The organism is Sphingobacterium sp. UGAL515B_05 (assembly GCF_033097525.1).
Taxonomy (GTDB): Bacteria; Bacteroidota; Bacteroidia; order Sphingobacteriales; family Sphingobacteriaceae; genus Sphingobacterium.
In genome coordinates this window covers 3,007,690-3,031,054 of the sequence record NZ_CP109907.1, presented here as the reverse complement: position 1 = coordinate 3,031,054, position 23,365 = coordinate 3,007,690, and the positions used below count along the sequence as shown (strand labels likewise).

Here is a 23,365-nt window from a genome sequence, read left to right as displayed (position 1 = left end):
AGGTTCCGCTTGAATAGGAATCGTTAGGCTTTTTTGTTTATTCTAGAATACCTTTGTAGACGGCATCCCGTAAGACACCTCCTGCTGTATCTCCCGCATATTCCCAGTACATCGCACCGAGTAGTCCTGTCCTGTGTACATAATCGCATTTAAGTGCAATCGATTCTGGCGTTTCATATGTCAGTACAAAATCCCCTTTATCGTTGACAAGATAATGCGCTTTAGCCTCATCGTCCCATTTCTGCTCAAAGCCCTGAAGTGAAAGCAGATCTTTATAATCGATAAAACCCTTGACTTCAGTTTTATTGCCCCGACCATAGAATGGAATTCCCAGCACCAATTTTTCAACAGGCATACCGCCCTCGATGTGGGCCTTAACGGCCTCCACACAAGTTGTATGTCCAGATAAAGGTGAACGGTGCAAACTCGCGTGATGATAAGGCGGATGACCCGAATCATAAGTCATGATATTGACAAAATCCACATCATTCTTAATCTTGTCAAAAGCAATATACTTACCGTTCGCAACAGAAGCCAAAGTCAACAGTTTCTTCTTACCAATAGCCTTGCGGATATCGTGCATGAGCAAGGTGAAATTCTCCGTATCCGCTAAAGAAGACGAGATCCCTGCAGAAGAATTCGTTGGATATTCCCAGTCAATATCAATACCATCCAGATTAAACGCCTTCATCACACGCCAGCAGTCTTTGGCAAACTTTTGCCGATTAGATTCATTAGCAGCCATTTCGCTAAACCGACCGCTTCCCCAGCCGCCAACGGACAGCAATACCTTTAAATGTGGATGTGCTTTCTTAAGATCCGTAATAGCCTTCAATCTAGATTCATTATCTATACGTAGGCCGTCAAAGCTATCGCTGACATGTGCAAAGGCATAATTGATATGCGTCAGATAAGTCGGATCAGGCATCACTTTAGACCAGGAAGTGACATAGGCGATAACAACTTTTTTGTTTTTCGCTCGTGCACAACTTACACTAGGATACAACAATAAAGTCAATAACAGAACAGTGAAGGTCTGACTAAATATTGATTTCAATTTACATTCCATAATAGCTTCTTTATTTTATTTTTAGATGATAGTGATCGTTCTAATATATAATCCGTAAAGCATCCACATTTGATGCTTACTCGCTAACTAAAGTTTCAGATAAATATGTAGCTTCTTTAGCAAGATTGCATACCACAACATGGCTAAAGCCCAAAGCAATGAACCGGCAATAGCTAAGCTCATATAATCCGATTGTTTATAAAAGAATAGTGATAGATGAAAACCCCAACAGACAAAGTAGATCAGATCAGGAGCAAGATAGGTCGTTAATGAGTTCTTTCCGGCCTCCTCAAACAATCCTATCCCGCGATGGTAGCCTTTCACATCAATGAAATAATAAAGTGGTATCAAAAGCAATACGCTAATCCCGCAACAAACCAATGCCCAACTTGGCGTACCATGGATTTTGGATAAAATAAACCAAAAACGCAATACAAAACCTGCAACTAGCCAAATCAAACCAATCACCAGCAAAAAACGCAACAATACCCTTGGATTTGCCGCATAACGTTTCATAAGCATCCCTATGATTGTTCCAGACAACACAATACAGGGTATATTCCCAGCTAGAAGAACATGTAAATATCTTCCGATACCAGGGAATTCAACTTTAAATCCCATTCGGCTCAGCATATTGAGTACCAAAAACACCAACCAACCACATACAACCACAATTATCTTTCCCCTGCTCAATAAGAAAATAGAAGCCGCGGCAAAATATCCCCATCCAATCAGCCCTAAAATCCCCCACCACCCTACTTCCAGGCCTTTTCCATCCGACGCTTTGAAAATATATAGGAGATAAATAATCCCCATAATACCAACTGCACGCAGCCCCTTATAAATGGACTGATATTGCATGTCTTTTGAATAATGATTCCAAATCAGAAAAACGAATACATATAGCAGTCCCAACCACAACAAATGTGACATCCCCGTAAGCTGTGCATCAACTCGCGAACCATTCAGTATCAATACACCAATAAGCAATAAACTTAATGTTCTGATCAGAATATGAACAAAAATGACCGTTGTCGATGAACCTATCTTTTCCCTGGCCGCAACAGCATAAGGCACTGCCATTCCAACCATAAAAAGAAATCCCGGAAATACCCAATCCGCCAATCCCATTCCATCCTCATCTGCTTCCGAATGAACCAGCCATTTAGGTACACCTGGAATAAACAAGTCATTGACAAATAACATCAGGAACAGCGTGAAACCACGCATAACATCCATTGAACGGATTCGGATTTTAGGTACAGCTTGCAATGCGTTCATAATTGATTCGTAATGTTTAAAAATTAGTTTACAGCATAGCTGCTAGCCAATCTCTTCCCTAGATCCTACTTAGATAATTTTTTAGTGATTTTATGGCGACCGGAACTCGGTGAAAAATTCCTGCTTAGAAATGTTCCTGTATAACTAAACGAAAAGACAAGCTATTTCGCTAAGGCCTATCATCAGTAAAGCCGATGTTCCTTCTTTAGATTGATCTAAGATGAAAAAAAAATAACACTATATAGTGAAATATTTGTTCAAATTAGTGTAAATTTTATTCATAAAACACAGAAATCGTGCAATTTACCTCCGCTATCGATATAAACCAGCCAGAAGCATAACAAGAAATGTCGCACATCTATGAATTGTTACCTTTATGAAGGGTAATTGTATTGTATATAAAAAGCAATTTATCTAAGTTTGACAAATACAGATTTAATATAAAGCCGATCTTCATGAAATTCATTCTTTTTATCTGCTTGCTATTCGCAACACAGGCTATCTTTGGGCAGAATATCAGCGTCATCAATAAAGAATCCACCCTCTTTGAACTTGAAAACCCGAACGGTAAAATTGATTTTTTGGTCATTGATCCCGATCCTCAAAGTAAGAAACCTCTGTTTTTATTTTGCCAGGGATCGTTACCCTTGCCGCTATACTTTAATTACAAAAAAGAGGGATTAAGTCTTTTTGGAGGAGGATTAACCAACTTTAACTACCAGGATATTATTAAATCGTATCATCTCGTTGTTATTTCAATGCCAGAAACTCCAGTTATCGTCGACGAATCTCAGCTTAATGACTCTTATTGGTACTATGGTGACTCAAAAGATAAAAATATCCCGAGTATAGCGTATCAAAAAGCAGACTATCTAGAAAATTATGTAGACCGAGCCGTTGCAGTATTAGATTATCTTAGCGCAAAACCATGGGTCGATAATTCACAATTAGTTGTATTCGGTCACTCTCAGGGTGGACATGTAGCCTCCAAACTAGCCTATCGCTATAAAAAAGTAAGTAAATTAGGCCTATCAGGAACTAATATATTTGGACGAATAGACCAAGATATACGACAAGCAAAACGCGATGTTCAAAAAGGAAAAATTTCCTGGCAACAGGCCGCTCAAAAAATTGAACAAACCTATGCGTTTTATAAAGATGCCAACAATCCAGAAAAATTAAAAAACAATCCCAATTTGCGTTCCTGGAAGTCATTTTCTCAACCTGCTATTGACGAACTATTGGCCTTTAATAAACCTATCTATCTCGTCTTCGGTACAGAAGACATTGTATCTGAATTAAATGATTTAGTACCTCTTTATTTTATAAAAAATCAGAAAAGCAACCTCACTATAAAACGCTATTATAATCAGGACCATAATTATTTTGAAGTTCAGAACGATGGCCGGCCCGATTACAATAAGCCCCATTGGAACGAGGTAATGAATGGCTTTTTAGCTTGGGCATTAGAATCAAACCAAACAGTAAACAACAATTAAACAGTACAAACCATGAATCAATTAAAATTTCGCGACGCAGCACAACATGATTTACCACGCATAGTAGAAATATACAACTCTACAATAGCCTCCCGCATGGTTACTGCAGACACTGCCCCAGTATCTGTTGCCAGTAGACAAAAATGGTTTGACGAACATAACGCTTCGAAAAGACCCCTGTGGCTGATAGAAGATGAAAATAACCAGATACTTGGATGGGTAAGTTTTCAATCTTTCTATGGTCGTCCAGCTTATGACGCAACAGTAGAAATCAGTATCTATTTGGATGAACAGCAACGTGGTCGAGGCCTGGGTAAACAGATTCTCCAGTACTGCATTGATAAAGCTCCAGATTTAGGCGTACATACCTTATTGGGATTTATCTTTGCACACAATCTTCCAAGCATTGCATTATTTGAAAAAATGGGTTTCAAGGAATGGGCTAACTTACCCAATATAGCAACCTTAGATCAGGAAGAACGTAGTCTAAAAATACTAGGCATACGAATTAAATAACAACGTGACGGCCTAAGTCGCTGTCACAAAAAATAAAATTGTTAAATTAAAGTATTAACTTGATAAGATCTATAATTCGGTAATATGAAACATTTAATCCAATTCTCCTTGATGTTGATTGCTTATCTATTGGTCTTTTCCAGCCCCCTGTTGGCACAAAATCCAGACCGTACTAAAACTATCCCGATCGCAAGTGATTCGGCATATAACAAGATAATACAAGTGCTTCAGGATGGTGGTTATTTTATTGTACAGCTCGATCGGCCTTCGGGATTTATTCAAACCAGTACGTATTTTGAAAACAGTAATTTTCTAAGCAACAAAGAAGGGGAAAAATTAATATTCAACTTCCTGATCAGCCCTTTACAAGCTGAAAAATCAAAAATAGTTCTAAATATATTTTCAATACAAAGGCGCAAAGGAGGGAGCTTTGACGCACCCAATTATTATGATGAAGATAAGGGAATCGTCCGGGACAATAAAGCCTACCAGCAAATTTGGGATAAGATACTCCCCCTATTTCAGTAAATACAATCAAAACAAAGCCCAGTTGATCTCAGCTCAACTGGGCTTTTATAATGAAAAAGAATTAGATCGAGATTGTCAGCAAAGGAACATCTAGCCCCGAGGCCATCATACGAGTCTTACTTCGATGGGTCAATGAACTCCAAAAACCGTACTTATAAGGAATCATAACCAGCAGATCTGTACTGCTTTCTTTTACTTCGTCCCGGATAGCTTTTACGACCTCATTGGACGTTACGTTTTTGTAGTAATAACTTACAATTCCCATCACATCGTTGATGGTTTCCCGTGTTTCTTTTCCTTTTTCCTCATTTAGCTGCTCTACAGTCTTACGAATGTTGAGTACCTCTAGTACTGCACCAAACTCAGCGGCAAAATCCTTTACCTTTTCAAGAATCTCCTTTTGCACACCACGAACAATATCACAGGCAAAAAGAATATGCTCCAGACCCGTAAATTTTGCGCCCAGCGGAACTGAAAGGATTGGTATTTTTAACTTACTAATGGCTGCCGTGGTCGTATTACCAAGCATATCTTGATCAAAGGAACGTTTGGCCATTCCCATCACCAACAAATCGGCATTCGTCTCATGGATGCACTTGGTAATCTGGTCATAAAACAAGCCTGCTGCCAGATAAGGAATAGTCAAAACACCACTTTCGGCCGTAATAGCCTCGGCTTTACGTCGTAAAACCTTACTTTGATGTTCAAAAATCTTGAACATAGAATCGGGAGAAAGTCGAGCGTTCATCGCATGGATGGAAGGATTTTGAAGAGAAAATAAAACGAGCTCGTATTCTTTTCTTGCGAAAACTTCCATAATAAACTTTAAGGCATGTTCGGCCTCTTCAGCGTAGTCTGTGGCAACAATAATCCGTTTCATATGGTCTAATTTAATTCAATAAAAAATCCCTTTTTATTACATTCAAGTTAACGAAAAATAATAAATCTATCAAACGGAGAATTGTCTCAACTGGGTCAATTTTCTCCCGATTTCCGGCTATTTTAAGTAGCTAGCCTTTACAAAAGAAGCGTTTTTTAGATAATCAATGCTTTGTTGTAAACCGGTGTAAATATCGTTACGTGTTTCTTCCAGCTCAACAAAAATATATTGCAGGCCAGCAACTTTTGAATTGTTAAAAATTGCATCAAAACCGACCATACCACTTTGACCAATCTCACGATGATCCTTAATGTGCAAAGCCTTGAATCTGCCGGCATATTTATTGAAATAATCAACAGGACTAACTTGTCCCATTACGGCCCAATACACATCCATCTCGAAAAATACATTCTCAGGATTTGTATGCTCTATCATATAATCGTACATCACTTTATCTTCCACTTTTCTAAACTCATGCGAGTGGTTGTGGTATCCGTATACGATTCCTTGCTGACGGCATTTCGCACCCACAGCATCAAGGTAGCGACATTGCGTTTCCAGATCCTTAAGTGTTTTAGGCACATCCATCCAAGGCGTAACAATGTATTTCATTCCCGCTGCCTTATGAGTAGCAATACATTCGTCCCACCATTTTAGCGATTCCGTAAAATCTCCAGAAGCAAGCTCCTTGTCTGATAAAGTCTTCGTTGCATGTGATGAAATTACTTTCATTCCAGCTTTTTCTACTTTTGCATTAAACTCTTGCGGGCTCAAGTTATATAATTTACCATCCTTGTATCCAGCGGCTTCCACTCCTGTATAACCCAATGCTGAGATCTTTTGTAGAATCTGGTCGAAATTCGGGTTTTTCCCGATTTCTTCACGTACAGAATATAACTGTAGACCAATTTCCTTTTTTGCAGCTTTCTGTTGTGCAAATGTTGGACTAACAGCCAACATCATACATCCAGCTACCAATGTTCCGATAAGAGTTCTTCTTTTCATTTAGTGCTCAATTATTTATTATAGACTTCGTTCAACGCAAAATTATTTGTAAACGCAGCGTTTACAGGTTGTTTAGGTTTATCGCGTTAAATATAGCCGCAATGTATGCAAATACTCGAAAAAACACAATGCTTTACCGTTTTATTTATTCACATCGCGCACTCAGTGCCACAAAACAGGTCTTTTATATGAATTAAAAATTGGCCTAACTCAACGATTTAAAGTCCACCGCTGTTCTACTTATGATAACAAACAAATTGAATCATGGAAAATAAATATGACATCCCCGAGCATAACGACCAAAAACAGGAGGAGAAATTACCTGATGTTGCTATTGAGGAAAAAGATGATGAACCCGCTGGACGAAATTTAAAACGTACACTTATCATCGCAGTCTGTGTATTGATCGTATTTTATCTGATTTATTATTTTATGAGTGGACGATAATGTGCAACTCACCACAGCTCCGGCGGAACTTGACGGATTCTTGGAAACCGAAGCTGGGCAAGTCGACTTTTTTTGTCATTCACGACCTGGTAGGTACCGACCATAAAATGGTCAACGTGTTGACGTTCTGACAATTTACCTTAGCTCCGGCGGAACTTGACGGATTCTTGGAAGCCGAAGCCAGGCAAATTGACGTTTTTCTCTTACAGTATCTTGTTTTTCATACGCCTATGTCCTATTAAGATAGCGAACTATCCTTAAAGTTATTTACATAGGTTGGAAATATAAGGTGTGCTAGCAGTCACTCTAAAGATTCAGTTCTGGCACTCATTCAAAATCAACCTAGACTTTCATGAAATGATTCTTATCACCGATCAAAAACATCTGTTATAACAAATATAGAACAAAAAAAATTAAATGCAAATTTTTAAACAAAATAATAAACTATTTTTTGCGCAAATTGTCATTCAATTCGTTGTATGACGGATGAAGATAAAGCCCTGTTGGAAATAATTGGTTTGCGCTTCCGCGCGAAAAGAAATGATCTATATTATTCACTGCGTGATCTATCCAATCTAACGGGCATTTCAACAGGAACACTCAACGGTATAGAAAAAGGCAAGGACTTAACCCTTACAAATTTTTTGACTTTATGTCGTAGCCTGGAGATTCAACCAGCACTTTTTTTTCAGCATGACATTGCTTTCAATTCACCCTACTCTTTACCTCCGGATGCACAAGAAAGAATAGACCTGAGCAAAAAACTGGATGACCTCGTCTATCATTCGGAATTCTTCCAGACGGCACGACGCGTTTCGGAGGTATTGGTCCAATTGGGTATTGACAGGAATCAAAGCAATAAATTCTCTGTTTACCTATCAAACTATTGTGAAGAAGGTGCTCTTATCTACGAACAGCATGGAAATTATAAAACTTATCGCAAAAAGGACTAAACCAAAGTCCTAAACTTCTTTGTTGGGAAGCGCACGAAAGCGGTTTGCTCTTCTAAACGTTCCCAAATCATTAAAACGCACGCCATACTTACGTAAGATTTCTTGCGCCTTCTTACGCCCAATATGTCGGACGTAAAAAGTCTCATTCACAACAAAATGATGAATGCTATGGGTCCATCCAAAAAAGAAACAAAACAATTGCATTGGAAAAGTCCACCAAACAGTCAATACCTGCGTTTGTTCAATCACATTTCCAGCTTCCACATCACCAAAATAGTGCATGTTTGACGTGATGAAATGCAAACAAAATTGGCGCAATAAGTTGGGCAGTAGAATAACATAAATGATCCAATGCAGACTTATCAACATGTTATCCACATAGTGTGGAAAACTCAACTCCACCCCAAAAACCATTCTTAACCAATCAAATAATAAGTCTGCAAAGAAGAAATATAAGATCACATGTGCAAAAATTGTTACTGGAACAATGCTTAAAAACATAATCCGTTTAAGTTTTGAAGAAGTCTCCAATTTTAGATTCCCATTTTTCACCTCTTTGTCCATATCATTAAACATACGATGCAGCCGAAAGAGCCCGCCCAATACAACATCGGCCGTTGTTACCAAACGTTTGATAGACCACTGTTCGCCATTCGTCACACTGCGTTCCTCAACATCATGTAATGTACCCGAAAATTTATGATGATGATGGTGCAAGGTCCTGCGTATCCAGGGATTAACAGTCAGTGGGCGTAATATCCATACACTAAAAAGCATAAAATGATGAATAACTTTTTGTCTTTTAAAATAAAGCCAATGAATCAGATCATGTTCGATTTCGTGTAAAACGCCCATAAAAAAGGCATTACTGACAATCATAAGCCAAGCCGGAACAAGAGCGCGAGACCAAGCTATCGATACAACAACAATGCCCAGAATCGCTAGTGCAAATATGGCCATTCCGATACTGTTCTGACTTTTTAAGATGGGGTACATTCCTTTCAGCTGCTGATAGGAAAGATTTATTTCCCTCCTAATCTGGCTTGACTTTTCCTGATGTGTCAATTCGATGTGATTTTATCGGTAAAAATAAGGAATTTTTCGCAGACATCTAACATGTTAGGTAGAATACCCCCACCTACAAAAAGCTATAATAGGCTCTAAAAAATATTTCCAAAGGCTGTAACAAAACGAGCGGGCCTGATACTAATGAATTAAAATAAACGTATAAACATAAACAGGCATGGAAAAGAAATCAATTTACAACTGGAAGAATAATTTGTTCGGAACTAAATCAACCCTCTACCGCAATGAAGCAGTTATAGGAAATTTAGAATCTATCGATTGGAATCTGGACGCTCATGTTTCTATCCACAACGATCAGTTTCGTTTCATAAATAAGGGTTTTTTCAATCCATACACGGAGATTCGAAATCAAAACAATGAACTGATTGGCGATATCGAATATGATACATGGACAAGTCAGGCCACTATTAGCCTAATCGATAAAAAATATACATGGAGGTCGAAAAATATGTGGATGACCTCCTGGCAAATTGAGAACGAGCAAGGGGAGGTTGTCGAAATCACACCTTCTTCGCTCAATAATGGCGGGAAAATAGAAAGCTTTGAGCATAGCGAATTGATCTTGTCTATAAGTTTATACCTTCAAAAGCGTATTACAATGATGGTTTCTATGGTTGCCCTGATCCCACTATTTACCTTACTATTATGTTAACGTGGCAGTCAACTTTTAATACATATCACTCAAAGCAGATCCGACATCGAATCTGCTTTTTTTGTGTAGAATACCAATAAACTTTCGATTGGGCAAAAGGCAGTTTGTGCTTCTTACACTGTTTTACTTGAAACCAACGTATGGATTTGCGAGACTATATCTCTAATTTATCGCCACTCACTGAACCAAATGGAGCATCAACAGCAGCTATCTCGGAAATATAAGCTTGGAAAGAAGATAAAGGTGCTCCAGGGTAATAAATTCATCAACAGGAGAAATAAGACCATTCAGAAATAAGTACACAAAACACTTAATTACAATAAGATAACAACATATTAACCCTGAATTTATGTAAACACCTTAAATTAGTGTAAACGATGTGATTTTACAATCGATGGTTTCAACAGCCACATCAATTTCGGCCATGAAGCCAATCGTCTTTATATCTAGTAGGCATTTGGTTACCCCCTCAGCAATCCTCAACACATATCCATGTGCAAGCCCTACTACTTTCTCTATTCAGTTCGGCAAGCTCATACCTTGCCGAACATTCTATTACCCATCGGATCAGTCCATCTATATGACTTAACTGCCAAAAGGATCTGTCTTTTTTTCGGTTTTTACGATTTTAATCAGATGCTCCAACGCATTTTTCAGACGTTTGGCATCCTCTTCCGTTTGGATTGCCCATAAAATTTCATCCGTACTAGGCGAGGACTTAAATCGAATTTGATAACCTGATTTTACACGTGCAATGACCAGTACATCTGATTTGCCAATATCACTTCGAAAATGCTGGCCACTGGAAAGAAAGACTGTCAACACCTTCCCATCAACTGTTACTGTATCAATTTTTGTATCCTTATAATGGTAGGCAACCTTATATAGCTTATTAATATAAGCCATGGTCTGCTGTTTATTCAAGCTCGCATTTTGGGCTACCGAAGGTATTGCAATACCAATAGCCAAAAGAAAGCACAAAAAAAAGTTCTTCATTTATCTATCATTTTTTATTTCCACCTATTTCGTTCCCTACAGGGTCGGCCACATATACCATGCATCAATCAAGCCCAGCGACTGACTCATCTGACTGTACCAACCTACCAAAGATCGCGCAGCTTCGATCAGCTAAAGCAAAATACGTTCCTTTTATTGATGATCTAAAAATATAGATTTTATTTACTTTTTTGGCTATTGTCTCACAAACTAAACTATTTCCAGCAGCAGCATTTCAATTGCTGCTACTGAAAACCCTTATTTGGTCATTTTTATTTATTCTTTCGATCTCGATAAATCCCGGGCATTTTCGGCAATACGGATAAATTCAGCACGATAACCTTCCTCATCTTTGCCTTTAGAAGCTTTTGCTCGCGCTATGAGCTGATCAAAATTGGCCTTTTGCTTAAAATCAGAATCACGAAGTAATAACCCTAGTTCCGCTACCGCTGTTACGAATTGTAAATCTTCACTCACACTCTTCAATTCCGTAACGGTAGTTCCGACCACCTTTTGCTGCAACTTGCTTTTCTCCCCTTCAGGCTCCTTATACCGAAATTTAACTGTTGCCAGTTCAGCATTTCTCCGCCCAGTTGCCTGATCCGCTTGCTGCTGATATTTTAAGGGATCTACTGTTCCGATCACCCCCGACTCCACACCTACAGGTACAATTTCATATAAGGCTGTCACCACATGTCCGACCCCCATATCACCACCCATCCTTTGATCATTATTAAAATCCTCAGCCTCCAACAAGCGGTTTTCGTATCCCACTAAACGGTAGGCCTGCACATAACTTGGGTTAAATTCGACCTGAATCTTGACATCTTTAGCAACGGTAAACAAAGTTCCTCCAAATTCGGTTACCATCGCTTTTCGTGCCTCAGAAATATTGTCTATATAGGCATAATTTCCATGCCCTTTGTCTGCAAGGATTTCCATCTTACTGTCCTTCAGATTTCCCATGCCATACCCCAATACTGTGAGGAAAACCCCCGATTTACTTTCTTTGGAAATTAATTCTTCCATCGATTCGTCACTACTCTCCCCAACATTGAAATCGCCGTCACTGGCCAAAATGATCCGGTTGTTTCCTCCTTTGATAAATTGTTGCTTCGCAATTTCATAGGCCTTCTTAATTCCTGCAGCACCAGCAGTACTTCCACCGGCTTCAAGCTCCTCAATAGCCGATTTTATTTTCATCTTTTCATCACCGGGCGTACTCTCCAGTTTTACCCCTGCCGATCCAGCATAGGTCACAATGGCGACATGGTCCACAGCACGAAGCTGATCGACCAACATCTTCAGCGAAGCTTTCACCAAAGGTAGACGCCCCGGTCCCATCATTGATCCCGACACATCGATCAAAAACACCAAATTGGAAGCTTTAAGATTCGCTGTAGGAATATCTTTCGCCTTTAACGTGACGCGCATGAGCTGATGCGTCGTGTTCCAGGGTGCCTTCGTCAATTCGGTGACGATATTTACAGGTTCACCATTTTTAGGTCCGGCCACTTGATACTGAAAGTAATTGATCATCTCTTCAACCCGTACCGCGTCCTTTTCAGGCAGTGTTCCCGAATTGATAAATCGACGCACATTACTATAGGAAGCAGCATCAACGTCGGCCGCGAAGGTCGATAAAGGCTCCTTACGAGGATTGATAAAGCTATTTTCCTTCAACTTTTGATAAGATTCTTGGTTCTGATTAGGCACATACACCGTTCCTCTAATATACACACCCGATACTTGCCCAGACAAAGCTGCATTAACATTCATCACCGATGCCGTCTGACGCTTCGCCTTGTGCGCATATCCGGTAACCACAACCTCATCCAGCGCATTATTTTGCTGCACCAACGCCACATCAACCTTTGACCGATGGTTGACTGCTACCCGTTGCTCAAGATATCCGATATAACTAAAAATCAAGATGTTTTTACCATCAAGGACTTGAATACGATAGTTTCCCTTGTCATCGGTCTGCACAAGCGCTTTGGTGGCAATATTGCGCACCTGTACTCCCACAAGGGGAACTCCTATATTCGCGTCGACAACCTTCCCCCTAACCTCATATCCTTGCTTGGCATATCCGCCTAAAGATAGCAACAAGCCGATTACAAAAAGTATTGATCTCATATCTTTTACATTTTTGCCAAGGGATGCCTCAAATATTAAATTTCCATAAACCAGAAAAAAAAAATATTTTTAACCAATAAAATGTTCGCATTCAAGTCGTCAAAAATAGATACAGCACAAGACCACGAGCTCTTGCTGCACTACCAGGAGTCTAAGGAGCTCCAGGTATTGGGTGATCTATACCAACGACATACGGAGATGGTATACTATGTCTGCTTACGGTATCTCCAAGATTCCGAATTGAGCAAAGATGCTGTCATGAATATCTTTGAAGAATTAATACACAAAGTAAACAAACAAGAAATCAAGGACTTCCCAAGGTGGCTTTATGTATTAAGCAAGAACCATTGTCTGATGTATTTGAGGTCTCAAAAGAACAAAACGCAAATTTCTTTGGATGAATTTGTGAAATTTCCGGGAGACATGCATCAGTATGAACAATATGATGAAAAAGAAGAACAGCTAACAGCCATGAAAGGCTGTCTGGGAAAATTGCCAGACAAACAGCAACAGTCGGTTAGACTCTTCTTTTTGGAGGAAAAATGTTACAAAGAGATTAGTGAATCTACCGGTTATAGCTTGAACGAAGTAAAAAGCTATATTCAGAATGGAAAACGGAATTTAAAAAATTGCATGGAGGCTTGGAATGAGCAACAGTAATTACGACATAGCATACTTAAAGAAATACGTCAACGGCGAACTATCTCCTACGGAGATGTATGCGCTTGAACGGGAGGCGCAACGTGACCCCATGTTGGCGGATATTCTTATGGGTATTGAAATGGATCAGAATAAAACCGTAATTACAACAATCAACAACCAAATTGCGCAACGTATTGAAAAAGACAATTCCGCTAAAATAAAGGTCTTTGATTGGAAGAGACTTAGCATCGCCGCAGCAGCAGTGATCGTATTGGGGGTTGGTCTCCTTCTTTACCGTCAGCAGGACAAAAATTCATCCGAAGCGAAACGTACCGCTGAAGTAAATACTACGCAGGAAAAGCCCAAAACAAAAGTTACAGAAGCAGATTCTATGACGCTATCAGATGATATCGCTTCAGAAATAGGATCGCGAGAACATTTGCCACAATTAGCAGATAATAACAGACCACGACTTCAGGAACAGCATCCACTGGAAGAGGTAACCGTTTTGTCGCGTGAACCCTCCTTACGTGTAAAATCACTGGAAGAAATGAAGGAAGGTCTCAATAACGATCGCCCTGTATTTGGATTAAGACCTACAGACAGCACAATTGTTATCGGTTATGCGCCAATGGCAAAGAAAAAAGATGCTTCCCAAACGATGATGATTCGGGGAACCTCAAGTTTAAACAATACACTTGCAGGCAGAGCTCCAGGTATTTCGATTCCACAACAGCAAGGTACACCACTACAACTTACGATTCGGGACAAAGAGACAGGCTTACCTATTTCGGGAGTGACACTCATTCAACCCAATAGCAAGTTTGCTACGAATACCGACGCACAGGGACAAGCGACCATCCAACCCAGTACAGTGGATTCACTCGTCGACATCATGGCTCTTGGGTACAACTCGGTTGCATTGAATATGCGTCGCAACAAAAATACGACAATCAAACTGCAACCTTCCAGCTCATTTCTTGAAGAAGTCGTCGTCACAACGATGTCCTCACGCAAGACAAAAAGTGCCGAACCGATCTGGGGCTGGCGATCATTCAACAATTACATCAAGAAAAAAACTTCCAAAAGCCGTTATGAAGGTACCGTACGCTTAAGCTTTTATATCGATAAAGATGGATTGCCAACCAATATCAGTATTCTCCAAAGTGCAAATGATTATCTCGATTCGAAAGCCAGAGAAATCCTTCTTTCAGGTCCAAAATGGAAAGGAGAAGACTACCGCTATGTCACATTAACCTTCGAATTTACCCTTTAAGTGCCTCATAAGCACACAATACCGGGTATATCCCTAGGCCGCACAAATTAATTGCATTGTTCAAACAAGAAAACAATTACATAAATTCTTCATATCAATTTAATTGCCAAATGATTTTGATTTAAAATTATTTCATATTTTAGCGTTATAATTATTAACCATACAGTCATTTTTATGAAAAGTTTTTTCACTGGTCTCCTCCTGCTTAGTGGTTTATACCTACAAGCACAAGATTTTTCATTCGGTAAAATTAAAAAGGAAGATTTTGCCATTACTGTTGACAAAATAGACACGGCGGCGAATGCCTTTGTCTTACGTGAATATGGCTCAGCCGAAGTCAGTTACAATAAGAATAAAGGTCTTGTAGTTGAGTTTTTTAAACATGTGCGCATTAAAATCTTGAACAAGGAAGCTTATAGTTATGCAAATTTCAGCATTCCATTATATAAAAGCGGAAATGAGCGCGAAGTCCTAATGGAGATCAAAGGAGCATCCTATCATCTCGTTGGTGAAAAGGTTGTAGAAACGGAGATGACCAAAGCGAATATTTTTAACGAAAATTCCTCTGAAAACTATGCGGTAACGAAAGCGGCCATTCCGCAGGTCCAGGAAGGTACAATTATTGAATACCGCTACCGCACAGAATCTCCATTTATCTTTAACCTAAATGCCTGGGAATTCCAGGAGGATCTTCCGAAACTCTATAGTCAATATGTTACGCGTATTCCCGAAATCTGCCATTATAAAGCCAATTTAAAAGGCGCTTTCGGAGTAAGCGACCGAAAAGTGGAAAATTACAACACAGGCTTATTTTCCGAAGTTGGCGAAATATTAGGTAATAAAACAGTCTATACGATGGAAAATATCCCCGCTTTCCATACTGAAGATTACATGACTTCTTCCAAAAATTTCAGATCAATCATCTTCTTTGAACTCGGTCGATATAGTGTTCCTATGGGACCTACAAAAGACTTCTCACTCACCTGGGAAAATGTTAGAGATAAACTTGTACAAGATGAAAGCTTTGGTGGACAAGTGAAAAGAAAAAGTGCATTGAAAGATTTCATTGATCCCGTCTTGCAGGACTCAAAAGATGATCTAGAAAAAGCGGTACGCCTGTATACTTATTTTCAGAAACAAATAAAATGGAATAATCGCCATTCAATCTATGCAAAAAACATTAAAGAAGCCATCGAAAAAAGAACAGGGAATAGCGCGGATATCAACCTCGGGCTCGTCAATGCCTTACGCTATGCGAAACTAGATGCTATCCCTGTTATTTTATCGACACGCGACAATGGGTATGCCGGACTGTATGCACCGGCAATATCGGAGTTCAACCATGTGATCGCACAGGTAAAAATAGGAGAAAACTACTACCTGCTGGATGCCACCTCCCCTTATGAGATGTTTGGAAACATCCCGATGAAATGTGTCAACTATCAAGGAAGATCAATTCCGCTGGAAGGCGAATCCAACTGGGTGAAACTCGATGCGATTCTTTCATCTACTTACAGTAACTTCTTCTATGGCGAACTATCCGAAAATGGCGAATTAAAAGGAAAATGGATTACTTCACGTAATGGTTATGGTGCTTCTAAAATGCGTGAACGCCTTCAAGGAAGTAATTCAGAAGAAGAATTCTATGAAAAAATAGATGAAGAAAACAACCGCATTAAAATCAACAGTTTTAAAGTATCCAATAGGGAATCACTCGATAAACCATTAACAGAGGAGTTTGAAATTGAAATTAAAAATTTTGCAACCTTGCAAAATGGTCAGCTTCTATTTAATCCTTATATTGATACCAAGATGTCTAAAAACCCTTTCAATCTAACAGAGCGGAATTATCCCATCGACTTTGGTTCACTAGTTCAAGAAGAAAGCTACATTGAAATAAAACTGCCAAAAGGTTACACTTACCCAACAACAGATAGGCTAAAAAACATCAGTATGGCCCTTCCTGAGCGCGCCGCACGATATATTTTTAAAATCAATAATACGGCACCTGATGTTCTCGTAATCGAGTCTGCAACACAATTAAACAAACCGTTGTTTATGCCCGAAGAATATTTTGATTTAAAGGAGTTTTTCAGCAGAATCATCCAGGCGGAAAAATTAGATATTGTACTCAAAAAAATATAATAACAACCCTTAACACAAACTTCATTTTATATTGATAATTAGCTTAAATAAGGGTGATAACTTTGAATATCAAAAAAATAGTAAAATGATTAAAGATTCAGATTTGTTCGAACTAGAGAATACCTTCCTTGGTGAAGGTTTCGAATTAGATGGTGATGATATCATCACCGATGAAGACTAGGTCTTCACTTTTTTAGCAAGTATTATTCCCCTTATATAATCTCAAAGCCCAGACATTCTTTGCTGGGCTTTTTCTTTTCTCCGTTGTTCACCAATTTGGCCAAAACTTATTATTCCCCACATCTTAATGCTACACCGACGATACAACACTGAGCTCTCCCGTCAGCTAGTAGAGGTTTGAACCAACTCATTATATGCTACATTTAATAAAGAAATTGTAGCCACCATACTTTGTTCGTCCAAATGGGCAAATCCCAACCGCAATGCTGTGACCGTTTTATTTTGATAAAGGCAATTACTCGGCAACAACAGTCCTTGCGACCGAACTTTCTCCTGCAAGGCCGTCAGCGAAACAACCGTATTAAACTGTATCCAAAAGGCCAGTCCCGAAGCCGGGACTTCAAACCTGATTTTATCTTCAAAATGCCGTAACAGCAATTGTGCAAACAATTCTTTTCGTTCTGCAATTGTTTTCTGAAATTTACGCTGATACCGAAAGATATCACCCTGGTGGATAATCTCACCCAATGTCTTCTCGATCATAAAATTCGGCTTTCCGAAGATGTTCAAATACTTTTTTCCCTCTTCCAGCAGATCCTGAGGTGCGATCAAAAAATTCATTTGGAAACCAGGATCAAAGAAACTACCGAAAGCGCCTGTATAAATCACGCGGTTACCGCCATTTTTCCGGAAAAGTGATTCACCTTTCTCCTTAAAAAAGGAAGACTCAAAATCTACATCATCCTCAATAATAATAAAGTTATACTGCTCGGCCAACTGTAACAGTTGAATTTTCCTTCGCTCGGAAAGGTTAACCGTCGTCGGATACTGACACCTGGTATTGAGGTAAACACACCTGATTTCCCCAGGTTTAAATTGATCTCCGATCTTATCTACAATCATCCCCTCCGCATCTACCGGAATGGTTTTTAGCTTGGCCCCAGCTTGACTAAAGATCATGTTAGGTAAAAAATAACTTAAATTTTCCACCAGCACAATATCGTCTGGCCGGATCAATAATCGGGATAAAATTGAAAAAATCTGTTCCCGGCTGGCAATCGGCAACAAGAAATTCCGGGAAAGATGAAATCCTCTTGTTAAATTCAGATAATAGCTTAACTGATCCCTAAAAAACAAATTCCCTTCTGTCGTCGTCGGAAAATCATCACTTTTCTTTTTCCGTTTCACCATGGATGAATAAAAACGCACCAGTTCCTCCGCTCCAATGACATTATAATCAGGTGTTCCGTCCGTAAAATAGTACCTTTCGGGAACCTCTGAAATAGGCATATCCAATATGAGTTCCTTTCTAAAAAAATAAGGCGCAAAATCAGGGGGCTGTCTAAAGGCTTCAATCGCCGACCCGGAAGTACCGATAAGCTCGGGATTTTTCACAAAAGTCCCGCGATTAGGCAAAATTTTTACCCAGCCCTGTTCCTGCAATTCCGCTAAAGCGGCTACAATAGTTTTTCGGTGCACGCTCAGCTCTTCAGCAATCTTCCGGCTTCCGGGCAACAGATCCCCTTCTTCCAATAGATTTCGCTTGACGGCATGGATAAATTGATATACAATCTGTAGATAGATGGCATCTTCCTTACGGCGATCTATCTTAATAATGGAATGAAAACCTATACTAACCGGACTACTCATTATGTTTATTTCGGACTACCAAAGTTATCATTTAAACTATAATCTTTGCAATCATCATGAAAAAATAATCGCATTGAATTGCTAAATCCGAATGGTCATTAGGTAAAATAGATTTGATTATAGCATAAAAACTTAGCATTAATATGGAAACAAAACCAAAATGGACGCAGGAAGAAGTTGTTGCTTTATACAACAAACCAATAATGGATCTGCTTTATGAAGCGGCATCGATACATCGGAAATATCACGACCCCAACAAAGTACAAGTATCCACATTGATATCCATAAAAACAGGTGGGTGCCCCGAAGACTGCGCCTATTGTCCCCAGGCCGCACGTTACCATACGCATGTAAAATCGGAAGGCTTAATGAGTGTAGAGCAGGTAAAAGAGCAGGCACTGGCAGCCAAAGCTGGAGGTAGCTCAAGGATCTGTATGGGGGCCGCCTGGCGCAATGTTAAAGATGGCCCTGAGTTTGACCATGTACTTGATATGGTCCGAACACTGAATAGACTTGACATGGAAGTCTGCTGCACGCTAGGAATGCTGACCGAAAACCAAGCACAACGCCTTTCAGAAGCTGGACTATACGCCTACAACCACAACCTCGATTCCTCTGCCGATTACTATAAGGAAATTATCTCGACCAGAAGCTATGACGATCGCCTTCAAACGATCGAAAATGTCCGTAAAACAAACATAACGGTATGTAGTGGTGGTATTATTGGGATGGGAGAAAGTATAGACGACCGTGCCGCGATGTTGATCACACTTGCTTCACTCATTCCACAACCCGAATCGGTACCGATCAATGCGCTCGTTCCTGTAAGCGGTACTCCAATGGAAGTCATGGAAACAGTTTCGATATGGGAAATGGTACGCATGGTGGCTACAGCCCGAATTTTATTGCCCACCACACAAGTTCGCCTTTCTGCAGGACGTACCAACATGAGTACAGAGGGGCAAGCGTTATGTTTTTTCGCGGGAGCCAATTCGATTTTCTCAGGCGACAAACTCCTCACCACGCCCAATCCCGACGTCAACCAAGATATGGACATGTTTAAAACATTAGGTTTGGTAGCACAACAGCCTTTCGAGAAAAGAAATCAACCCGAAACCATCGCAACTGAGATGGCACATTACCATGATCTTGGTGAAAGACCAAAATGGTCAAGACCCGAACATAAAATCCAGCGCAACATCGCCAAGCAGCAAGACAAATAACAGCAGCAAAACAAATAACAGAACTAATTCGGCAGACCATCATGGAAAGAGAAGAAATCAATCAACACGACCTTATCGATAATTTTGATAAAGAGCATCTTTGGCATCCGTATACCACCATGACAAATCCCTTACCGGCCTACAAAGTTAAACGGGCAGATGGTTGTATAATCGAGTTGGAAAATGGACAGCAGCTTATAGATGGTATGTCCTCCTGGTGGTGCGCCATCCATGGCTACAATCACCCCATCCTTAACGCTGCGGTCGCAGCACAGCTCAGTAGCATGTCACACATGATGTTTGGTGGACTTACGCACGAACCAGCAATTGCTCTCGGTAAAATACTGCTTGACATCACCCCTACTTCACTCAACAAAATATTTTATGCCGATTCGGGTTCTGTTGCGGTAGAAGTTGCGCTTAAAATGGCTATTCAATACTGGGTCTCACAAAAAAAGACCAACAAGACAAACTTTGTCACGATTCGTTCGGGGTACCATGGTGATACCTGGAACGCGATGTCGGTCTGTGATCCCATTACTGGCATGCACCGCATCTTTGACAATGCTTTACCCAAACGCTATTTTGCCCCTGCCCCAAAAATAGGGTTTGAGCAAGAATGGGATGCCAATGACATCCAACCCTTGGCAGACCTGATCTGCTCACACAAGGACGAATTGGCCGCTCTCATCCTTGAACCTATCGTCCAGGGAGCCGGTGGCATGCGTTTTTATCATCCGGAGTACTTGCGTCAGGCAGCACAGCTCTGCAAAGAAAATCAACTTCTTTTAATCTTTGATGAGATTGCTACCGGATTTGGGCGTACGGGTAAGCTCTTTGCCTGGGAGCATGCCGGAATAGTGCCCGATACCATGTGTATCGGCAAAGCCTTGACCGGTGGCTATATGACGCTATCCGCCGTGATCACCTCAGATCATGTTGCGAATACAATCTCCAACGGTACACCAGGTACGTTTATGCACGGGCCAACTTTTATGGCAAACCCCTTGGCTTGCGCAGTAGCCCACGCTTCCATCAAACTACTATTGGCAACGGACTGGAAAGCGAAAGTAACGTTAATCGAAGAACAATTGAGAAGGGAACTTAGCGCTGCAACAGCGCTGCCCCAAGTCGAGGAGCTCAGAATTCTAGGTGCAATTGCAGTCATCGAGATGAAAAACTCCGTCGATCTCTCCAGCATACAACAGCGGTTTATCGAAGAGGGAATTTGGGTAAGGCCATTCGGAAAACTGATTTATATCATGCCCCCTTTTATCATAAATGAAGGTGAGCTTCACAAGTTAACACAGGCATTGCTAGCCGTAATCAGCACAGTCCAATGATTGAAAACAGTCTAATCCAGCGCATTGAAGATGAATTATTCGCCCTTGAAAAACAAGGGAATAAACGAAAACTTCCCCTTATCACACAACAGGAAAACACAGCAAAGGAGCATGTTAAAGAGCATTACAACCTCTCATCGAACGATTATCTTGGACTTGCGACAGATCAGATACTTCGTCAAGAATTCCTAAACTCGGTGACAAAGGATAATGCTGTATTCAGCGCTTCCTCTTCGCGTCTACTCACAGGAAACCATGCACGCTATACGCAATTGGAAACAAAGCTGTGCCAAATGTTCGGTACGGAAAGTGCTTTGGTGTTTAACAGCGGCTACCACATGAATGTAGGCATACTTCCTGCAGTTTGTGATACGCAGACATTAATTCTCGCCGATAAGGGTGTCCACGCAAGCCTAATTGACGGCATCCGACTATCCAATGCGACCTGCTACAGGTACCGGCATTCCGATTATACGCACTTAACGCATTTATTGACAAAATATGCCCATCGCTTCACATGCATCATCATCGTCACAGAAAGTATTTTTAGCATGGATGGTGATTGCACGGACCTCAACTATCTGGTCAGTCTAAAACAACGTTTCCCCAATACCTTACTTTATGTCGATGAAGCTCACGCCGTAGGGGTACGCGGAATACAGGGACTTGGCTGCGCAGAAGAACAGCAATGTATTGCCGATATTGATTTCCTGACAGGCACCTTCGGAAAAGCTTTGGCATCGGTCGGTGGCTACCTCCTATGCAGGGAACCCATCCGAAATTATTTGATCAATAAGGCACGTACTTTACTTTTTACAACCGCCTTACCACCGATCAATCTATTATGGAGTATATTTATTTTGGAACGCTTGAGTGAGTTTACAGACCGGCGCCAACAGCTGCACAAAAATAGCCTATTGCTCAAACAGCACATAATTGCCAAAGACTTTAATTGTCCCTCAGAGAGTCATATTTTACCGGTCATTATCGGTAATAACAAGGAAACGGTACTGAAAGCAGAAGACCTGCAACGAAAGGGATTTTACGTGCTTCCCATACGCCCGCCCACAGTACCAGAAGGAACATCAAGAATCCGAATTTCATTGACAGCAACAATGACATCGTCCATGATCAAACAACTCGCAGCAAGCTTATGATACTTAAAAGAATCGCTCCTAAAAGAGTCACTCCGGTCGATAATTTGCCGGAGCAGCATCTTCAGGTAAAATCCAACGAAAAACTACTGTTATTCTTTGCAGGCTGGGGCATGGATGAACATCCTTTTTTGCACTATTCCCCAGTCGGCAAAGATCTTATTGTTGCCCATAGTTATACGGATTTACTGTTGGACAAAAGTCTACTGGCAGGCTACCAGGAAATTGAGGTTTTCGCCTGGTCTATGGGGGTATGGGCGGCATCAATGGTACTGCCCGAACTTCAAAACAACAATTACCCAATCAGCACATGCACTGCAATCAATGGAACACCATTTCCAATAGATGACGAAAAAGGAATTCCTAGCCAGTTATTTAAAGGAACATTGGATACACTGAGCAATAAAACGTTGGAAAAATTCAGATTACGCATGTGTGGTTCCAAGGCCCTTTTTAACTACTTTCTTGAAAGAGCCCCCCAACGCGACATCGAAGACCTCCGTTCAGAGCTCATCGCGATTGAAAAAACAGCTGGTGCAAAATCAGCAGCGGCATTCCAATGGCATCAGATATATATAGGCAAAGAAGATCGAATCTTCAACTTAGAGAATCAAAAACGCGCCTGGCCCGGTACTGCATATACGATAATCGATGCTACTCATTATCCCGAACAATTATTTAAGCACCTTTTAAGATGATCA

General features: G+C 40.4%; 21 protein-coding genes. 13 read left to right on the top strand and 8 right to left on the bottom strand.

Annotation, left to right across the window (positions count from 1 at the left end; translation table 11 throughout):
- Positions 1-37: 37 nt before the first annotated feature.
- Positions 38-1,069 (bottom strand): glycoside hydrolase family 18 protein, encoded by a 1,032-nt coding sequence (locus tag OK025_RS12210; protein WP_317669657.1) that lies wholly within the window; start codon positions 1,067-1,069, stop codon positions 38-40.
- An 87-nt stretch (positions 1,070-1,156) separates the two neighbouring features.
- Positions 1,157-2,350, bottom strand: coding sequence for a DUF5009 domain-containing protein (locus tag OK025_RS12205; protein ID WP_317669656.1), 1,194 nt, complete (start codon positions 2,348-2,350; stop codon positions 1,157-1,159).
- A gap of 455 nt (positions 2,351-2,805) precedes the next feature.
- Between OK025_RS12205 and OK025_RS12200 the strand changes: the two genes are divergently transcribed.
- The 3 genes from OK025_RS12200 (at position 2,806) to OK025_RS12190 (ending at position 4,893) form a co-directional block, all read left to right on the top strand.
- Positions 2,806-3,849, top strand: coding sequence for a prolyl oligopeptidase family serine peptidase (locus tag OK025_RS12200; RefSeq protein WP_317669655.1), 1,044 nt, complete (start codon positions 2,806-2,808; stop codon positions 3,847-3,849).
- A gap of 12 nt (positions 3,850-3,861) precedes the next feature.
- Positions 3,862-4,365 (top strand): GNAT family N-acetyltransferase, encoded by a 504-nt coding sequence (locus tag OK025_RS12195; RefSeq protein ID WP_075994058.1) that lies wholly within the window; start codon positions 3,862-3,864, stop codon positions 4,363-4,365.
- Between the two features lie 84 nt (positions 4,366-4,449).
- Positions 4,450-4,893: a hypothetical protein gene (locus OK025_RS12190; RefSeq protein ID WP_317669654.1), complete on the top strand. Its 444-nt coding sequence runs from the start codon at positions 4,450-4,452 to the stop codon at positions 4,891-4,893.
- Between the two features lie 61 nt (positions 4,894-4,954).
- Here OK025_RS12190 and OK025_RS12185 read toward each other — a convergent pair whose 3' ends face one another.
- Together OK025_RS12185 and OK025_RS12180 are read right to left on the bottom strand one after the other, a co-directional pair.
- On the bottom strand, positions 4,955-5,773 hold the full coding sequence (locus OK025_RS12185; protein WP_317669653.1) for a universal stress protein: 819 nt from the start codon (positions 5,771-5,773) through the stop codon (positions 4,955-4,957).
- A 117-nt stretch (positions 5,774-5,890) separates the two neighbouring features.
- Complete coding sequence (locus OK025_RS12180; protein WP_317669652.1) at positions 5,891-6,778, bottom strand: sugar phosphate isomerase/epimerase; 888 nt, start codon at positions 6,776-6,778, stop codon at positions 5,891-5,893.
- A 264-nt stretch (positions 6,779-7,042) separates the two neighbouring features.
- On the opposite strand from OK025_RS12180, the gene OK025_RS12175 reads away from it, so the two are divergent.
- The gene (locus tag OK025_RS12175; protein ID WP_075994062.1) at positions 7,043-7,225 is read left to right on the top strand and encodes a hypothetical protein; all 183 of its coding nucleotides are present in this window, start codon (positions 7,043-7,045) and stop codon (positions 7,223-7,225) included.
- 479 nt (positions 7,226-7,704) lie between these two features.
- Entirely contained in the window at positions 7,705-8,178 is a 474-nt protein-coding gene (locus OK025_RS12170; RefSeq protein WP_317669651.1) for a helix-turn-helix transcriptional regulator, read from the top strand.
- A gap of 9 nt (positions 8,179-8,187) precedes the next feature.
- On the opposite strand, the gene OK025_RS12165 is transcribed toward OK025_RS12170, so the two are convergent.
- Positions 8,188-9,243: a fatty acid desaturase gene (locus OK025_RS12165; protein ID WP_317669650.1), complete on the bottom strand. Its 1,056-nt coding sequence runs from the start codon at positions 9,241-9,243 to the stop codon at positions 8,188-8,190.
- 178 nt (positions 9,244-9,421) lie between these two features.
- On the opposite strand from OK025_RS12165, the gene OK025_RS12160 reads away from it, so the two are divergent.
- Positions 9,422-9,916, top strand: a complete 495-nt coding sequence (locus OK025_RS12160; protein WP_317669649.1) for a hypothetical protein — start codon at positions 9,422-9,424, stop codon at positions 9,914-9,916.
- Between the two features lie 585 nt (positions 9,917-10,501).
- Here the strand turns inward: OK025_RS12160 and OK025_RS12155 are convergent.
- Complete coding sequence (locus OK025_RS12155; RefSeq protein ID WP_317669648.1) at positions 10,502-10,912, bottom strand: hypothetical protein; 411 nt, start codon at positions 10,910-10,912, stop codon at positions 10,502-10,504.
- 276 nt (positions 10,913-11,188) lie between these two features.
- Complete coding sequence (locus OK025_RS12150) at positions 11,189-13,051, bottom strand: vWA domain-containing protein (protein ID WP_317669647.1); 1,863 nt, start codon at positions 13,049-13,051, stop codon at positions 11,189-11,191.
- Between the two features lie 81 nt (positions 13,052-13,132).
- On the opposite strand from OK025_RS12150, the gene OK025_RS12145 reads away from it, so the two are divergent.
- The 3 genes from OK025_RS12145 to OK025_RS12135 all read left to right on the top strand — a co-directional run bounded on the left by OK025_RS12145 (position 13,133) and on the right by OK025_RS12135 (position 17,114).
- The gene (locus OK025_RS12145; RefSeq protein ID WP_317669646.1) at positions 13,133-13,711 is read left to right on the top strand and encodes a sigma-70 family RNA polymerase sigma factor; all 579 of its coding nucleotides are present in this window, start codon (positions 13,133-13,135) and stop codon (positions 13,709-13,711) included.
- A complete protein-coding gene (locus OK025_RS12140; protein WP_317669645.1) occupies positions 13,698-14,969 on the top strand; it encodes a TonB family protein in 1,272 nt (423 codons plus the stop codon). The genes OK025_RS12145 and OK025_RS12140 overlap by 14 nt, the downstream gene beginning before the upstream one ends.
- A 174-nt stretch (positions 14,970-15,143) precedes the next feature.
- Positions 15,144-17,114, top strand: a complete 1,971-nt coding sequence (locus OK025_RS12135; RefSeq protein ID WP_317669644.1) for a transglutaminase domain-containing protein — start codon at positions 15,144-15,146, stop codon at positions 17,112-17,114.
- A gap of 342 nt (positions 17,115-17,456) precedes the next feature.
- Here OK025_RS12135 and OK025_RS12130 read toward each other — a convergent pair whose 3' ends face one another.
- Positions 17,457-18,944 (bottom strand): PLP-dependent aminotransferase family protein, encoded by a 1,488-nt coding sequence (locus OK025_RS12130; RefSeq protein ID WP_317669643.1) that lies wholly within the window; start codon positions 18,942-18,944, stop codon positions 17,457-17,459.
- A gap of 143 nt (positions 18,945-19,087) precedes the next feature.
- Here OK025_RS12130 and bioB point away from each other — a divergent pair, with 143 nt between their 5' ends.
- Genes bioB through OK025_RS12110 form a run of 4 tightly spaced genes read left to right on the top strand, consistent with a single transcriptional unit; the run spans position 19,088 to position 23,362 of the window.
- Positions 19,088-20,167 carry a biotin synthase BioB gene (gene bioB, locus OK025_RS12125; RefSeq protein WP_115046756.1) on the top strand — a complete coding sequence of 360 codons (1,080 nt, stop codon included), beginning with the start codon at positions 19,088-19,090 and terminating at the stop codon, positions 20,165-20,167.
- 41 nt (positions 20,168-20,208) lie between these two features.
- Positions 20,209-21,510: an adenosylmethionine--8-amino-7-oxononanoate transaminase gene (gene bioA, locus OK025_RS12120; protein WP_317669642.1), complete on the top strand. Its 1,302-nt coding sequence runs from the start codon at positions 20,209-20,211 to the stop codon at positions 21,508-21,510.
- Complete coding sequence (locus tag OK025_RS12115; RefSeq protein ID WP_317669641.1) at positions 21,507-22,667, top strand: 8-amino-7-oxononanoate synthase; 1,161 nt, start codon at positions 21,507-21,509, stop codon at positions 22,665-22,667. Before bioA ends, OK025_RS12115 begins: the two co-directional genes overlap by 4 nt.
- A complete protein-coding gene (locus OK025_RS12110; protein ID WP_317669640.1) occupies positions 22,664-23,362 on the top strand; it encodes a DUF452 family protein in 699 nt (232 codons plus the stop codon). The genes OK025_RS12115 and OK025_RS12110 overlap by 4 nt, the downstream gene beginning before the upstream one ends.
- The last annotated feature ends 3 nt before the right edge of the window (positions 23,363-23,365 follow it).